Source organism: Burkholderia sp. AU30280 (assembly GCF_020420125.1).
Classification (GTDB): Bacteria; Pseudomonadota; Gammaproteobacteria; order Burkholderiales; family Burkholderiaceae; genus Burkholderia.
The window spans coordinates 227278-242116 of the sequence record NZ_JAIZRY010000012.1; the positions used below are offsets into that span (position 1 = coordinate 227278).

Below are 14839 nucleotides of genomic sequence, written 5' to 3' on the forward strand. Positions count from 1 at the left end.
GAAGGAGAGCCGTCGATGAATCAAAGCCGCGTCAAACAGACGCTCGTCAGAACCACGCTGCTGGCTGCGCTGACGGCGGGCCTCGCCGTGTCGCTGCAGGGTTGTGTGCTCGGGGTCGTGGGTGCAGCGGCCGGCGGCGGCGCGCTGATCGCGACCGATCGCCGTACGCTCGGCGCGCAGACGGAGGATCGCGAGATCCAGGTCAAGGCGCTCTCGCAGATCAACAGCGGGCTGCCCGACCAGTCGCACGTGAACGTGACGGTGTTCAACCGCCGCGTGCTGCTGACGGGCGAAGTGCCGAACGATGCGTCGAAGCAGCGCGCCGAGGAAATCGTGCGCGCCATCAACAACGTGAACGGCATCGTCAACGAGCTGTCGGTCGAGCCGGCGTCGTCGCTGTCGTCGCGCGCGAACGACTCGTACCTCGAAGGGCGCGTGAAGTCCGAGCTGATCGCGACGAAGGGCATCTCGGCGAACTACTACAAGGTCGTCAGCGAACGCGGCAACCTTTACCTGATGGGGCTCGTGACGGTCGACGAGGGCAATCGCGGCGCGGAAGCGGCCAGCCAGGTGCCGGGCGTCGAGAAGGTCGTGAAGGTGTTCCAGTACATCCAGCCGCAGGACGCGCAGGCGCTGCAGAACGCATCGCCCGCGAGCGGCGCATCCGGCGCGCAGGCTGCCGCCGCGCCGGCGGATACCGCGACGGTGGGCGCCGTGCCCGACGCGTCGGTGCAATCCACGCCGTTGCAGTCGCCCGCGCCGATCTCGAATTCGTCGAGCGTGCATCCGGGCAACCCGAAGGCCCCGTCGCAATGAAGAGCATGCAGATGAAGCAGATGAAACAGTGGATGGTGCAGGGCGTCGCGGCCGCGGCGCTCGTGGTGGGTACGCTGGGCGCCGCGCACGCGGATGTCGGCGACGGCCTGAAGGTCGCGCGCGGCAACGCGTGCATGGGCTGCCATGCGGTCGACCGCAAGCTCGTCGGTCCGTCGTTCAAGGATATCGCCGCCCGCTACAAGGCCGATCCGCAGGCCGTGGCCAAGCTGTCGAAGAAGGTGAAGGAGGGCGGTTCGGGCGTCTGGGGCGCCATTCCGATGCCCGCGCACCCGCGCATGAGCGACGCCGACGTGCGTTCGGTGGTCGAATGGGTGCTGGCTGGCGCGCCGTCAAAGTAAGGTTTCAGGGGCGATTCAACCCCTATTGCCAAGCGCGGAAATGCGTGTGTATGATGGTTGACTGTTGGGGCGGTAGCTCAGCTGGGAGAGCGTCGCGTTCGCAATGCGAAGGTCGGGAGTTCGATCCTCCTCCGCTCCACCAACAAGATTCCTAGTTGCACCAAAGTTGTGACAGGAAGGATAATTTTGCATCAGGTGCAAAGTTATGCTTCCGTTGACAAAGTGCAGCCTTATGCTTCGCAAACAAAAAGCCGGCCTTGAGCCGGCTTTTTGTTTGGTCGCACTGATCCGCATAGTGAGGCTAGAGCGCCTAGCTGACCTGCATCATCCACACAAATCACCTGTCCCACATTCTTGTCAGCGGCGTCACGTGTCCCCGAGGATGCATTCGTGACGCGGCTGTACTTCTTGTCATGCGCACACCCCTTGTGACGTGGACGAGCTCGTCATCCACAGTGTCAATCGGCGTCAACGGGGACTCTACATTGAACACTACGGAGCTTTTGCGTAAGTGATTGAATGTTAATGGTTTATGTGGTCTTTTGAGCGAACGTGGAGCCCTACATTCGATCTAGCCGACCATCGTGGCACGCCGAAGAGCCTTCGAGTCGTTGGTTCCGGAGGATCGCCGCCCTGCACGATCCCGCCGACCGTCGTCAGGTCGCCCCTCACAATATCGTAACGGCGCATCGTTCGGCTCCGGTCAGACCGCGCCTGGTCGCGCGCGCAGGCTGTTCACCAGCGTGTCCCACGTCTGCAGCGCCCCCGCCTCATCGACCGGCGAGGTGGACTGGTTCGGAGGCAGGTCGTCACGCGCCGGGGCGCCCAACAGCAATTCGACCGAGGTGTGCGGCTGTGCCAACGTCGCGGGATTCCCCGGCGCGAGCAGGTAGAAGCGATACACCGTGACATCGCCGTCCTTCAGCGCAAATAGCACTTCCTCGGCGTCCATGCCAGCCACCGTCCGCTTGCCCTGCCGCAGGATGCGATAGCTGCCCGGCATGCGATCGAGTTTCGCACGCAACGCGGGCAGAGTGCTGGTCAGCGGCGGGGCCTGATCTCCATCCACCGCGTCGCGCAACTTGATCACCAGCAGCGCCGGCCGGCCCGGCATCAGCGCGAACGACTGGCTCACTTCTTCCGTGTAGGTCGACGCACCGGTGACGATGCCGCCATCGAAGCAGAAGCCGGGCTCCGTCGGCACGGTCCAGTTATCGCGCATCTTAATGCGGCGATAGGTGTCGTTATAGGTGCTCTCGGCCCGGTCCAGGACATCCGCGCCGATCATGCCCGTCGTATGGATGAGCGTGCGGTTCGCGAACAGGTAACCTTCGGTATCGAACGGCAAGATTGCCGCCTTGGCCACCGCATTGTTGAAGACGAAAATCCGCGAGTGCGGTACCGGAGAAAACGCCTTTTCCAGCCACGCATGCCCTGTCTTCTCTTCCAAATTAACGGGATTCACGCGCTGCTTGGTACGCAGTTCCTTCTCCCGCACCGCGACCTTGGCGTCGTAGGTCCCCACCAGCACGTTATGCGTCGTGACAAGCTTTTCCCCGCGATACTTGTAATTCTCGTTCGAGATCTCGCTCGATACGGGCCGGTCGAATACGAGCCGGCCGATGCACCACGGGCGTACTTTGGACAGCAGAGAATTGTTCACCGTTGGTTCCACGGAAAACGCTTGAAAGCAGGCACACAGACTCGCCAGCAAAAAAAGAGTGCGAACGAAACGCGCCATCACGCCCCTCCCGGTACATCGATATCCTTCACGATCTGCACCACGCTGTAGAGAAGCGCCCAGCGGGTCCAGGGATGCGCGTAACGCTTCATGTGCTCATACCCGGCCTGCATGAACGCCATCTGCACGCCCTTGGCCCCTTCGCCCGGCACACCCGGCTTCAGGCCACGTGCCTGTGCGTCCGCCGATCACGCCGGCACGGTGCCGTCGCCGCGAATGATGCCGGTCTTGTCCGCCACGCGATCCCAATCGGTCGTGGCGCTCACGTCGGGAATCTTGTTGGTCTTCTGCATCGTGAACGTGACGCTCAGGTTGCGTTGCTGCAGCAGCTCGCCAGCAATTCATGGATCAGTCTGAACGTAGGCACCGCCAGCGCGGCGAACGCCACCGTGATGACCGCGAGAATCGCCGTTCTCTTCCGCAGTAGTACGGCGATGCCCATCGACAGCGCGTAGAACGCGCAGGTCAGCAGGATGATCCACCAGAGCGCCGCATAGCCGGCGCCTCCTTCGAAGTTCGATACGTTCTGTGTGATCAGGGGCGCGACATAACCGGCGACGGCCATGCTCGCGGGCAGGCCCAGCGCCGAATACAGGACGAGGACGATGATCTGTCGCGGTGTCGAATCGGGAGACGTCATGGCGAACGCTTTTCTTCCGGGTGGATGGGGCGCCGAATCGTTCGCCGAGCTGTCCGATTCAGGCAGCCGGCAGGATGCGGGCGGTTTCCGTGTTTGGCAACCACCCGCCGCGACCCGCCGCCGTCACCCCCGCCCGAAACTCGGCCGCTTCGGATCGTACGCCCACCCCGGCACGAGGTAGCGCATCGCGACCGCGTCATCACGTGCGGTACCGCCGACCTCCTTGTACAGCGCATGTGCGGCCTCGACCTGCGCCATGTCGAGCTCGATCCCGAGCCCCGGCCGCTCCGGCACGGCGACCTGGCCGCCGACGATCTTCAGCGGCTCGCGCGTGAGCCGCGCGTCGCCTTCCTGCCAGATCCAGTGCGTGTCGATCGCGGTGATCGTGCCGGGCGCGGCCGCTGCCGCATGCGTGAACATCGCGAGCGACACGTCGAAGTGGTTGTTCGAGTGCGAGCCCCACGTGAGCCCCCAGTCGCGGCACAGCTGCGCGAGCCGCACCGACCCCTGCATCGTCCAGAAATGCGGATCGGCGAGCGGGATGTCGACCGCCTGCAGCCGTACCGCGTGATCCATCTGCCGCCAGTCGGTCGCGATCATGTTGGTCGCGGTCGGGATCCCCGTCGCGCGGCGGAATTCGGCCATCACCTCGCGGCCCGAATAGCCGCCTTCCGGCCCGCACGGATCCTCCGCATAGGCGAGCAGGTGGCCCTGCCCGCGGCACAGCGCGACGGCCTCGTCGAGCGACCACGCGCCGTTCGGGTCGAGCGTCGCGCGCGCGTCCGGGAAACGTGCCTTGATCGCGGCGATCGCTTCCATCTCGTCGGCGCCGGCCATCACGCCGCCCTTCAGCTTGAAATCGGCGAAACCGTAGCGATCGACCGCGGCTTCGGCCTGCCGCGCGATCGCGGCCGGCGTGAGCGCTTCCTCGTTGCGCAGCCGGAACCACGGGGTATGCGCCTGTGCTTCGTCACGATACGGCAGGTCGGTGCGGCCGCGATCGCCGATATAGAACAGATAAGCGAGCATCGGCACCGCGTCGCGCTGCTGGCCTTCGCCGAGCAGCGCGGCGACCGGCACGTCGAGGTGCTGGCCGAGCAGGTCGAGCAGCGCTGCCTCGATCGCGGTGATCACGTTGTCGAGCCGCAGGTTGATCTCATGTGGCTGGCGCAGCACCGCTGCTTCACCGGCCGACGTCACCTCGTGCCGGATCGTGCGGCCCGCACCCGGGCCTGCGCCGGACAGCGCCGCGCGCACCGTGTTGAGCGTCGCCTGGTAGCGTCCGATCGACTGGCCGACGACGAGATCCGTCATGCGCTCGAGCGCATGGCGGATGCCTTCGCCGCCCGGCACTTCGCCGACGCCCGTGCGTCCGCTGCTGTCGTCGAGGATCACGAGGTTGCGCGTGAAGTACGGTGCGTGCGCGCCGCACAGGTTGAGCAGCATGCTGTCGCGGCCGGCGACGGGAATCACCTGCATGCGCGTGACGTGCGGGGTGCCGGCACGGCGGGATTCGGACATCGGTTCGCTCCTGGTTCCGGTGGTGCGCGGGCCGCCGGCTGCGCCGTCGCGGCCCGTGCCGTTCATTGAAGCTCGACGCGGCGGATCTCGCCGACGACGAACAGGTAGCAGATCACGGCGACGAGCGCGTGCGCGACGACGTAGACCAGCGCGCCGTTGAACGAGCCGCTGCGGTCGACGATATAGCCGATCGCGATCGGCGTCGTGATGCTGGAGAGGTTGCCGCACGTGTTGAGCAGCGCGCCGCTCAAGCCCGCGATCTGGCGCGGCGCGGTGTCGGCGTTGACGGCCCAGCCGAGCGCGCCGAGCCCCTTGCCGAAGAACGACAGCGCCATGAACAGCACGACAAGCACGTGGGAATCGGTGTAGTTGCAGACGATCATCGACATCGACAGCAGCATGCCGAACACGATCGGCACCTTGCGCGCGACCGATAGCGAGCGGCCCTGCTTGAGCAGCCCGTCGGACACGACGCCGCCGAGAATCCCGCCGAGGAACCCGCACACGGCCGGGATCGACGCGACGAGCCCCGCGTTGAGGATCGACATCCCGCGCGCCTGCACGAGATAGACGGGAAACCAGGTGATGAAGAAATAGGTGAGCGCGTTGATGCAGTACTGCGCGACGTACACGCCGATCAGCATCCGGCTCTTCAGCAGCGCCTTCACGTGGCGCATCGACGGGCCGCCGTCGCGCCCGCCCGTCGCTTGATCGATGTTGACGAGCGCGCCGCCTTCGGCGAGGTAGTCGAGTTCCACGCGGTTGATGTTCGGGTGGTCCTTCGGGTCGTACATCGTGCGGTTCCATACCAGGACGAACGCGAAGCCGAGCACGCCCATCACCGCGAACACCGACTGCCAGCCGAACGCGTGCACGAGCCAGCCCATCAGCGGCGCGAACACGACGGTCGCCGCGTACTGCGCGGCATTGAAAATGGCCGACGCGGTGCCGCGCTCGGCGGCCGGGAACCACGCGGACACGATCCGGCTGTTGGCCGGGAACGACGGCGCCTCGGCCGCGCCGACGAGGAAGCGCAGCCCGAACAGCAGCGCGAACGCGGCCGCGCCGCCGAAGAAGCCGATCGAGCCCTGCAGCAGCGTGAACAGCGACCAGAAGAAGATGCTGAACGCATAGACGATGCGCGACCCGTAGCGGTCGAGCAGCCAGCCGCCCGGCAGTTGCGCGATCACGTACGACCAGCCGAACGCGGAGAAGATGAAGCCGATCTGCACGTGGCTCAGGTGCAGCGCGCGGGCGAGGCTCGGGCCCGCGATCGCGATCGCCGCGCGATCCGCGTAGTTGATCGTCGTGACCGCGAACAGGACGGCCAGCACCAGCCAGCGCACGCGCGTGCGCCGGGCCGTTGCCGACGCGGACGCCGACAGCGCGTGAAGCGGATTCATGACTGTCTCCTCCGAAGGGCGGAAGGTGCCGTCGTGCGGCAGGCGCGTCGGTGCGCGCCATTCGTTTGGGTAACGCCGGCCGGAGGCCGGACGCCGATGCGGGCGGGCAGGGCGTCCGGGTCATTCTGTCATGTCGAAATGTGCGCTTTCATGCCAATTGCTGACTTGATCGATTCACGATTTGAATCGATCGATCGGGCGACCGCTCAGACGCGTGCGTCGTCCGAGGCGGTGCCGTGATGGCGCGCCACGTGCTGCGCGAGAAACTCGACGGCGGCACGCACGCCGGGCAACTGGCCACGCCGGTGCGGCATCAGCAGCGTCGTCGTGACGGTGCCGGCGCGCCAGCCGGGCAACACGCGCACGAGGGCACCGGACGCGAGCGCGGCGCCGGCGATCCAGTCGGGCAGGCACGCGATGCCGAGGCCGGCCGTCGCCGCCTGCAGCAGCAGCGTCGATTCGTCGGCTAGCAGGCGCAGGCGCGGCGTCACGTCGACGGTGTCCCCGTCGCGTTGCAGCCGCCACGGCTGCTGGCCCGGTTGCAACCCGTCATGCTGCGCGAGATCGGCGGGCGCGTCCGGTGTGCCGGCACGCGCGAGATAGGCCGGCGACGCCACGGCGACGATCGGCGATGCCGCGAGCGGCCGTTGCACGAGCGCGGAATCGGGCAGCGGCGTGAAATGGCTGCGCACCGCGATGTCGAAGCCTTCCTGCGCGATGTCGACGAGGCGGTCGCTCGCGTGAATCTGCAGCAGCAGTTTCGGGTGCGCGATCGCCAGTGCAGGCAGGCACGGCGCGAGGATGTGCTGCGCGACCGGCACCGAGCTCGTGATCCGCACGACGCCGGCCGGCTCGGCGGCTTGTCGCAGCACCGCGTCGCGTGCGCTTTCGGCCTCGATCACGGCCGCGCGTGCATGTTCGAAGAACTCGGTGCCGACCGGCGTGAGCCGGAAGCTGCGCGACGTGCGATGCACGAGCCGCGCGCCGAGCGTGCGCTCGAGCTCGGCAACGCGTTTGCTGACCGTCGATTTTGGCAGGTCGAGCCGGCGCGCGGCGGCCGACATGCTGCCGGCGTCCACCGCCTGCACGAATAGGTAGAGATCGTTCAGATTCACTTCCAGCGTCCACATGGAGAAACGATGGGTTTCAATTTTAGCGGCTACTGCGCCATCGTTCGCCATGGGAGCATGACTGCTCGTTCAACTTCTGCGGAATCTCCCATGTCTCCCATCCTTCTCTACGGTGTTCCCGCCGGCTGCTCGTTCGGCTCGATCGTTGCGCTCGAATGGATCGGCCGCCCGTACCGGCTGTCGCGCGTTACGATGCCGGGCATCGTGACAAGCGACGCGTACCTCGCGCTGAACCCCGTCGCCGAGACGCCGGCGTTCGTGACCGCAAACGGTGACGTGCTGACCGAAAGCCTCGCGATTCTCGGCCACATCGGCGCGCAGGCGCTCGACAGCGGCCTCGCGTTCCGCCAGGGCAGCGCGGAATTCGACCGGCTGAACCGGATGCTGGCGTGGCTGAACACGACGTTCTTCAACGCGTTTGGCGCGCTCTGGCATGTGTACGAACACGACACCGAAGGCGCCGAGAAAGCGGCGTTGCAGGCGTACGGCCGCGGCAAGGTGCTGAAGGCGCACCGGCAGCTCGAGGCGATGCTCGCGCGCGGTGACGGCCCGTGGCTGCTGGGCGCACGGCGCACGCTGGCCGACGCGTACTTCGCCGGGATCGCGCGCTGGGCCGACTATCACGCGGTGTTCGAGCCCGCGGCATTCCCGCGCATTGCCGCGCTGCGTGCGCGGCTCGCCGACGATGCAGGCGTGCAATTCGCGCAGGCGATCGAGGAAAACCTGCCGCTGCCGGCGTCATCGGCGTTCGAAGGGCATGTATCGGTCGACGATGCGCTGGCAAGCGCACGCGACATCGCGATTCCGGCCCGCGCGATCTGACTGGCGTCATGATCGCCCGAAGGGATGGCGCGCGCGGGCGCTGCTTTTTTACCCGGATAATATTGACATTCAATTTATACCCGGATAAAAATAGCGATATTCCGATTCCAGCCCGCGGGCGCCCACGATGACCACCACCACACTTCTCCCTTCCTACACGGCCTTCGACGGCCATCGACGGCTCGCGTCGGGCCCGCTCGCGACGGTCGCGCTCGCGGTCCGGCAGGCTGCCGGCGACGCGATGCCCGGCACGATCCTGATCTTCGACGATGCGACGGGCCGCTCGATCGATCTCGACCTGCGCGGCACGGCGGACGAAATCCGCGCGCGCTACGCGCCGCCGTCGGGCGACGCCGCGGGTGCCGCCGGCGAGCCGGCCGGCGCGGGTGAACAGCGCGGCCGCGGTCGGCCGAAGCTCGGCGTCGTGTCGCGCGAGGTCACGCTGTTGCCGCGTCACTGGGAATGGCTGGCTACGCAGCCCGGCGGCGCGTCGGTTGCGTTGCGCAAGCTCGTCGAGGACGCACGACGCACGTACGCGCAAGCCGACCGGCAACGCGACGCGCAGGCGCGCGCCTACCACTTCATGTCGGCGATGGCGGGCGACCTGCCCGGGTTCGAGGAGGCCGCGCGGGCGCTGTATGCGAACGACCCGGCACGGCTCGCCGAGCTGATCGCCGGCTGGCCGGACGACGTGCGCGACCATGCGCTCGCGCTGGCGCGCGGCGAGCTGCCGCCGTCCACCGAAGACTGCTGAAAGGAGCATCCGACGCCATGACCGCATTCGACCTGAACCGCGGCGCGATCGCGCCGGTCGCCGACGAAGTCGATCTCGTCGACCTGCACGTGACCGGCGCTATCCCGCGGGAACTCGACGGCACGCTGCTGCGCAACGGCCCGAATCCGCCGGGCGGCCGCTTCGAAGGAAACGACGTGCTGTCATGGTGGCCGGAAGCCGCTATGCTGCATGCGATCGCGTTCGAAGGCGGCCGCGCGATCGGCTACCGGAACCGCTGGGCGCGCACGCAGCGCTGGGCCGCCGTGCATGCGCCTGAAGAGGCATCGCGCCTGCCCGACACCAATCCGAACGTGAGCGTGCTGCAGCACGCCGGCGAATTGCTTGCGCTGGCGGAGGGCGGCGCGCCGTTCGCGATCACGGCAGCGCTCGATTCGCTCGGCGTGCCGGCGCGGCACGCAAGCCTCGGCGGCGGGATGACCGCGCATCCGAAGGTCGATCCGGTGACCGGCGAGCTGATCGCGTTTCGCGCGGACTGGCGCGCACCGTGGCTGCGCTATGGCGTTGCCGACGCGCAAGGCGTGCAGCGCGTCGATATCGAGATCGACCTGGGCGCGCCGTCGATGATGCACGATCTCGCGATCACCGAAACCCGCAGCCTGCTGCTCGACCTGAACGTCGGCTACGACTTCTCGCTGCTGAAGCAGGGCCACCGGATGCCGCTGCGCTGGCACGACGACCGGCCCGCGCGCATCGGCGTGATCCCGCGTCACGGCGGCGACATGCGCTGGTTCGGCATCGAGCCGTGCTTTATCCAGCACGTCGTGAACGCATACGACTGCGACGAATCCTGCATCGTGCTCGATGCGGTGCGCTATCCGTGGTTCCTGCGGTTCGACGCGCGCACGGGCCGCTTCGCCGACAACCCGGTCGGCCAGCTGTGGCGCTACGTGATCGATACGGCGAACGGGCTGATCGACGAAGGGCCGCTCGCCGACGGCGGCATCGAGCTGCCGCGCATCAACGAAAGCCGCACGGGGCGCCCTTACCGTTACCTGTATGCGGTCGAGCAGCCTAACAACGCGGAAATGCGCGGCGTGATGCGCTTCGACCACGCGCGCGGCGCGACGACGCGCTACGCGGTGCCGGCCGGCGACCAGAACGGCGAGCCGGTGTTCGTGCCGCGCCCGGGCGGCGTCGACGAGGACGACGGCTGGCTGCTGGTGATGGTCTACCGCGCGGCGTCGGATACGAGCGACGTCGTGATCCTCGATGCGCGTGCGATCGACGGCGGGCCGGTCGCGACCGTGCACCTGCCGCGCCGCGTGCCGGCCGGGTTCCACGGTGCGTGGGTGCCGCGCGTGCGCTGAGCGGCGGGGCCGCGCGTCACTGCGCGCGCAGCGCGTCGACGATCTTCAGCCGCGCGGCGCGCAGGGCCGGCAGGAACCCGCCGACGAGCCCCATCGCGAGCGAGAACAGCAGCGTCTTCACGACGATCGCGGGCGTCAGCACGAAGCGGAACGACAGGTCGGCGAAGGTTTGAAAGTTGGTCGTCGAGAACGACGCGAACTGCATCAGCGACGCGCACGCAAGCCCCGCGACGCCGCCGACGAAGCCGAGCAGCAGCGCTTCGAGCAGGAACGCGGTGAGCACGCTCATGCGCTTGAAGCCGAGCGCGCGCAGCGTGCCGATCTCGGCGACGCGGTTCGCGACCGACGCGTACATCGTGATCATCGCGCCGATCATCGCGGCGATCGAGAAGATCGTCGACAGCGTGATGCCGAGGATGTTGATGAACTTCGACAGCGCCTTCGACTGGTCGCCGTAGAAGGTCTGCTCGCGCTTCGCCTCGTCGGTGAGACGCGGGTCGACGTCGATGTCGGCCTTGAAGCGCGCGAAGCCGTCGGCGCCCGGGATGCGCAGCACCATCGACGAATAGCTGGTGCGCCGGAACGACTGCATCAGCTGGTCGACGTCGCCCCAGATCTCCGAATCGAAGCCGCTGCCGCCCGCGTCGAAGATGCCGACGATGGTCCAGTCGCGCTGCGCGAAATGCAGGCTGTCGCCGAGCTGCGTGCCGCTGAACCCCTTCGCGATCGCGCTGCCGACGATGATCTCCGACGAGCCGGGCGTGAACATGCGGCCGGCGACGAGCTTCACGTGCGGGCGCAGCGCGAGGCCGGCCGGCGACACGCCGCGGATCACGACGTTCGACGGCTTGCCGGACGACGTCTTGACCAGCGAAATCAGCACGACCGCTTCCTTCGACACGAGCGGCCGGCCGTCGGGGCCGAGCGCGACGGCCGGGTGCATCTCGAGCGCGTTGGCCTGCTGGTGGTCGATCGAACTCTGGATCTCGGTTTCGGCGCCCTTGCGGATCACCACCGCGTTGTCGGGTTCGCCGGTCGACACGAGCGTCTTCGTGAGCCCCGCGTCGAGCATCTGCACCGTCGCGAACACGAAGATCACGAGCGCCATCCCGCCGGCGGTCAGCGCGGTGGTGAGCCGCCGCGTCCACAGGTTGCGCGCGATGTAGTTGAGCGGGATCGCCATGCTTCTACCCGATCGCCCGCAGGCCTTCCACGACGCGCACGCGCGCCGCCTGCCACGCCGGCACGAGCGCCGCCGCGAAGCCGACCGCGACCGAGCACGCGGCCTGCAGCATGACCGTCTCGGCCGACACCTTGAACACCGGGAAGATGCCGCCGGCCGCCTGCTTGAACAGGCTCGCGGCGGGCGGCGTCGCGAGGATCCCGAGCCCGCCGCCGGCCACCGCGATCACGACCGATTCGCCGAACACGATCAGCGCGAGGAAGCCGGGGCCGAAGCCGAGCGCCTTCAGCGTCGCGTATTCGGCCGTGCGTTCGCGCGCGCTCATCGCCATCGCGTTGGCCATCACGGCCATGATGATCAGGATCACGACGTACGACACGACGCGGATCGCCGCGATGATCTGGTTCGACATCGCGACGAAGCCGAGCTGGAACGCCTGCTCGGTTTCGGTCAGCGTCTCGGCGAGCGAGTTCTTGAACACCGCGTCGACGTTGCGCGCGATCGACGCGCCGTCGTCGGGGTTCGCGACGCCGAGCACGAATACGCCGACCTGGTCGGCCTGCTTCGGCGTGCGCTGGCGCACCGTCTCGTTCAGGTAGTCCCAGTGGAACACCAGCTGGCGGGTGATCGTCGAGTCGTCGCGGCCGTCGAAGATCCCGCGCACGACGAAATCCCAGGTGCCCGGGTAGATCGTGCCTTTCAGCGGGATCACGTCGCCAATCTTGAAGCCGAACTGCGTCGCGAGCTGGCGCCCGACCAGGCAGCCGCGCCGGTCGCGGTCGTAGTCGGCGCGCTGCGGGTCCGGGACGATGAATTCCGGGTACAGGTCGAGATAGTTGTCCGATACCGCGAAGCTCGCGAAGAAGTTCTTCGGGTCGCGGTAGATGCCGCCGAACCAGTTCGAGCGGACCACGGCCGTCACGCCTTCGACGCCGCGAATCCGGTTCTCGTAGCTCACGGGCAGCGGAAACACGAGCGAGATCGCATTGCGCGTGACGAGCCGCCCGCTGGATGCGGCGGCCGCGCCCGCGTACCACGCATCGACCACGGTGTGCAGCAGCCCGAACGCGAGCACGGCGACGGTCAGCCCGAGCACGGTCAGCAGCGTGCGCAGCCGGTGCCGCAGCGCGTTGCGCGCGATCAGCTTCAGCACGTACATCGCGCGCGCTCCCGCGGCCGGTCAGCCGGCGTGCCCATCGATCAGTTCCCCTTTTTCCAGATGCACGAGCGAGCGCGCGGCGCCGGCCGCGTGCGCGTCGTGGGTCACCATGATGATCGTCTTGCCGAGTTCGGCGTTCATCCGCTGCAGCATCGCGAGCACGTCGGTGGCCGACGCGCGGTCGAGGTCGCCGGTCGGCTCGTCGGCGACGATCAGCACGGGATCGGTGATCAGCGCGCGCGCGATCGCGACGCGCTGCTGCTGGCCGCCCGACAGCTCGGACGGGTAATGGCTCGTCCGGTCGCCGAGATTCACCATGTCGAGCACGAGTTCGACGCGTTCGCGCCGCTCGCGGCGCGACAGGTGCGTGAGCATCAGCGGCAGCTCGACGTTCTCGAACGCGGTGAGCACCGGCATCAGGTTGTAGAACTGGAAGATGAAGCCGACGTTCGCCGCGCGCCATTCGGCCAGTTGCGCCTCCGCGAGCAGCGAGATGTCGAGCCCGCCCACGCGCAGCTCGCCGCTGTCGGGCCGGTCGATGCCGGCCACCAGGTTCAGCAGCGTGCTCTTGCCGGAACCGGACGGCCCCATCAGCGCGACGAAGTCGCCTTCGCCGATGTCGAGCGTGATGTCGGTCAGCACGGGCACGATCTGGTTGCCGCGCCGGTACGACTTCGCGACGTGGCTGATTTCGACGAGGGGCGGCGGGGCGTCGTTCACGCGTGCGCTACTTCTTCGCGACGGTCACTTTCGCGCCGTCCTTCAGCTTCGGGCCCGGCGCAAGGACGACCGTGTCACCGGGCTTCACGCCGCGGATCGCGACGAGTTCGCCGATCCGCATGCCGGCCGTCACGGCCACTGCGTGCACGACGTCGTCCGTCACGACGAACACGACCGGCCGCCCGTCGCGTTCCACGACCGCGCTCGCCTGCACGGCCGTCACGGGCCGCCGGTCCTGCGCCGACACGGGCTTCGACAGGAACGCGATCTTCGCGCTCATGTCGGGCAGCACGCGGTCGTCGCGGTCGACGAAGCGCACCTTCACGAGCACGGTGGCTTTCGAGCGGTCGACGGTCGGCACGATGCGCGACACGCGGCCCGCGAAGCGCATGTCGGGCAGCGCGTCGAGCTGGATCTCGCACGGCTGCTCGGCGCGGATCTTCGCGATGTTCGATTCGGCGACGTCGGCCTCGACCTCGAGCGTGTCCATGTCGGCAATCGTCACGACGGCGCCCTTGCTGTCCGACGCGGACGAGAACGGCGTGATGTTGTCGCCGACGTTCGCGTGCTTCGCGAGAACGATGCCGTCGAACGGGGCGCGGATCACCGTCTGGTCGACCGCGACCTGCGCGGCCTGTGCGTTGGCCTCGGCGGACGCGATCGCGGCCTGGTCGCTGTTGACCGACGCGCGCGCCTTGTTCACGCGGGCCGTGTCGGTATCGAGCTGCGCGGCCGGCACGGCGCCCTTTGGCGCGAGCACCGAGGTGCGGCGCAACGCGATCTCCGCGTCCTTCAGTTCGGCCTGCTCGACGCCCAGGTTGGCGCGGGCGACCTTCACCTGCGCGAGCGCCTGCGCCAGCGAGGCTTCGACGTCGCGGCTTTCGAGGCGCGCGATGATCTCGTCCTTCTTCACGCGCGTGCCTTCCAGTACGCCGAGCCATTCGACGCGCCCCTGGCCCTTCGACGCGACCGCGGCCTTGCGCTGCGGCACGACGTAGCCGGTCGCATTGAGCTGCGTGTCGTTCTGGTACGGGTAGGCGGACGTGACGGCGGTGGTTTCGACGGCCGGCCGACCGGTCAGCGCGAGGCCGGCGGCGATCGCGCCGATGACGGCCGCGGCGGCGACCCCATAGCGGAGCCACCGGCGCCGGCGGGGCGCCGGTGCGAGCGGCCGCCGGTCGATCTTCAGTTTGTCCAGGTTGTGATCGGGCAATTTGAGCGCCTCGAGACGGCGGCGGCCTG

General features: G+C 67.9%; 15 protein-coding genes and 1 tRNA gene. 6 read left to right on the plus strand and 10 right to left on the minus strand.

The genetic code is table 11. The annotated features are described in order from the left end of the window. Nucleotides 1–15 precede the first annotated feature (15 nt). The 3 genes from LGN17_RS26340 to LGN17_RS26350 all read left to right on the plus strand — a co-directional run bounded on the left by LGN17_RS26340 (nucleotide 16) and on the right by LGN17_RS26350 (nucleotide 1317). Nucleotides 16–816 (plus strand): BON domain-containing protein, encoded by an 801-nt coding sequence (locus LGN17_RS26340; RefSeq protein WP_226199434.1) that lies wholly within the window; start codon nucleotides 16–18, stop codon nucleotides 814–816. Then, the gene (locus LGN17_RS26345; RefSeq protein ID WP_175958246.1) at nucleotides 813–1175 is read left to right on the plus strand and encodes a c-type cytochrome; all 363 of its coding nucleotides are present in this window, start codon (nucleotides 813–815) and stop codon (nucleotides 1173–1175) included. The genes LGN17_RS26340 and LGN17_RS26345 overlap by 4 nt, the downstream gene beginning before the upstream one ends. Before the next feature lie 66 nt (nucleotides 1176–1241). Beyond that, a tRNA-Ala gene (locus LGN17_RS26350) sits at nucleotides 1242–1317 on the plus strand. Between the two features lie 561 nt (nucleotides 1318–1878). Here the strand turns inward: LGN17_RS26350 and LGN17_RS26355 are convergent. From LGN17_RS26355 to LGN17_RS26380, 6 genes are all read right to left on the minus strand, one after another. After that, nucleotides 1879–2838: a T6SS immunity protein Tli4 family protein gene (locus LGN17_RS26355; protein ID WP_226199437.1), complete on the minus strand. Its 960-nt coding sequence runs from the start codon at nucleotides 2836–2838 to the stop codon at nucleotides 1879–1881. A 77-nt stretch (nucleotides 2839–2915) separates the two neighbouring features. After that, the gene (locus LGN17_RS26360; RefSeq protein WP_226199440.1) at nucleotides 2916–3068 is read right to left on the minus strand and encodes a hypothetical protein; all 153 of its coding nucleotides are present in this window, start codon (nucleotides 3066–3068) and stop codon (nucleotides 2916–2918) included. A gap of 155 nt (nucleotides 3069–3223) precedes the next feature. Then, the gene (locus LGN17_RS26365) at nucleotides 3224–3556 is read right to left on the minus strand and encodes a hypothetical protein (RefSeq protein WP_226199443.1); all 333 of its coding nucleotides are present in this window, start codon (nucleotides 3554–3556) and stop codon (nucleotides 3224–3226) included. Nucleotides 3557–3679: 123 nt separating this feature from the next. After that, nucleotides 3680–5077, minus strand: a complete 1398-nt coding sequence (locus LGN17_RS26370; RefSeq protein WP_226199445.1) for an enolase C-terminal domain-like protein — start codon at nucleotides 5075–5077, stop codon at nucleotides 3680–3682. A gap of 62 nt (nucleotides 5078–5139) precedes the next feature. Further along, complete coding sequence (locus tag LGN17_RS26375; RefSeq protein ID WP_226199448.1) at nucleotides 5140–6480, minus strand: MFS transporter; 1341 nt, start codon at nucleotides 6478–6480, stop codon at nucleotides 5140–5142. Nucleotides 6481–6686: 206 nt separating this feature from the next. Further along, entirely contained in the window at nucleotides 6687–7661 is a 975-nt protein-coding gene (locus LGN17_RS26380) for a LysR substrate-binding domain-containing protein (RefSeq protein ID WP_226199452.1), read from the minus strand. Nucleotides 7662–7700: 39 nt separating this feature from the next. Between LGN17_RS26380 and LGN17_RS26385 the strand changes: the two genes are divergently transcribed. The 3 genes from LGN17_RS26385 (at nucleotide 7701) to LGN17_RS26395 (ending at nucleotide 10535) form a co-directional block, all read left to right on the plus strand. Beyond that, nucleotides 7701–8432, plus strand: coding sequence for a glutathione S-transferase family protein (locus LGN17_RS26385; protein WP_226199454.1), 732 nt, complete (start codon nucleotides 7701–7703; stop codon nucleotides 8430–8432). 127 nt (nucleotides 8433–8559) lie between these two features. Continuing rightward, nucleotides 8560–9186, plus strand: a complete 627-nt coding sequence (locus LGN17_RS26390; RefSeq protein WP_226199456.1) for a DUF2239 family protein — start codon at nucleotides 8560–8562, stop codon at nucleotides 9184–9186. A gap of 17 nt (nucleotides 9187–9203) precedes the next feature. After that, a complete protein-coding gene (locus LGN17_RS26395; protein ID WP_226199458.1) occupies nucleotides 9204–10535 on the plus strand; it encodes a carotenoid oxygenase family protein in 1332 nt (443 codons plus the stop codon). A 16-nt stretch (nucleotides 10536–10551) separates the two neighbouring features. Here LGN17_RS26395 and LGN17_RS26400 read toward each other — a convergent pair whose 3' ends face one another. Genes LGN17_RS26400 through LGN17_RS26415 form a run of 4 tightly spaced genes read right to left on the minus strand, consistent with a single transcriptional unit; the run spans nucleotide 10552 to nucleotide 14810 of the window. Further along, nucleotides 10552–11718, minus strand: a complete 1167-nt coding sequence (locus LGN17_RS26400) for an ABC transporter permease (protein ID WP_226199460.1) — start codon at nucleotides 11716–11718, stop codon at nucleotides 10552–10554. Between the two features lie 4 nt (nucleotides 11719–11722). Beyond that, nucleotides 11723–12877, minus strand: a complete 1155-nt coding sequence (locus LGN17_RS26405; protein ID WP_226199464.1) for an ABC transporter permease — start codon at nucleotides 12875–12877, stop codon at nucleotides 11723–11725. A 21-nt stretch (nucleotides 12878–12898) separates the two neighbouring features. Continuing rightward, nucleotides 12899–13597 (minus strand): ABC transporter ATP-binding protein, encoded by a 699-nt coding sequence (locus LGN17_RS26410; RefSeq protein ID WP_011350637.1) that lies wholly within the window; start codon nucleotides 13595–13597, stop codon nucleotides 12899–12901. Nucleotides 13598–13604: 7 nt separating this feature from the next. After that, entirely contained in the window at nucleotides 13605–14810 is a 1206-nt protein-coding gene (locus LGN17_RS26415; protein ID WP_226199467.1) for an efflux RND transporter periplasmic adaptor subunit, read from the minus strand. Nucleotides 14811–14839 lie beyond the last annotated feature (29 nt).

Excerpts from the sequence above, each read along its gene's own strand:
- LGN17_RS26375 (WP_226199448.1), bottom strand. The coding sequence starts at position 6,480 with ATGAATCCGCTTCACGCGCTGTCGGCGTCCGCGTCGGCAACGGCCCGG.
- LGN17_RS26405 (WP_226199464.1), bottom strand. The coding sequence starts at position 12,877 with ATGTACGTGCTGAAGCTGATCGCGCGCAACGCGCTGCGGCACCGGCTG.
- LGN17_RS26370 (WP_226199445.1), bottom strand. The coding sequence starts at position 5,077 with ATGTCCGAATCCCGCCGTGCCGGCACCCCGCACGTCACGCGCATGCAG.
- LGN17_RS26365 (WP_226199443.1), bottom strand. The coding sequence starts at position 3,556 with ATGACGTCTCCCGATTCGACACCGCGACAGATCATCGTCCTCGTCCTG.
- LGN17_RS26345 (WP_175958246.1), top strand. The coding sequence starts at position 813 with ATGAAGAGCATGCAGATGAAGCAGATGAAACAGTGGATGGTGCAGGGC.
- LGN17_RS26390 (WP_226199456.1), top strand. The coding sequence starts at position 8,560 with ATGACCACCACCACACTTCTCCCTTCCTACACGGCCTTCGACGGCCAT.
- LGN17_RS26400 (WP_226199460.1), bottom strand. The coding sequence starts at position 11,718 with ATGGCGATCCCGCTCAACTACATCGCGCGCAACCTGTGGACGCGGCGG.
- LGN17_RS26385 (WP_226199454.1), top strand. The coding sequence starts at position 7,701 with ATGTCTCCCATCCTTCTCTACGGTGTTCCCGCCGGCTGCTCGTTCGGC.
- LGN17_RS26395 (WP_226199458.1), top strand. The coding sequence starts at position 9,204 with ATGACCGCATTCGACCTGAACCGCGGCGCGATCGCGCCGGTCGCCGAC.
- LGN17_RS26380 (WP_226199452.1), bottom strand. The coding sequence starts at position 7,661 with ATGGCGAACGATGGCGCAGTAGCCGCTAAAATTGAAACCCATCGTTTC.
- LGN17_RS26340 (WP_226199434.1), top strand. The coding sequence starts at position 16 with ATGAATCAAAGCCGCGTCAAACAGACGCTCGTCAGAACCACGCTGCTG.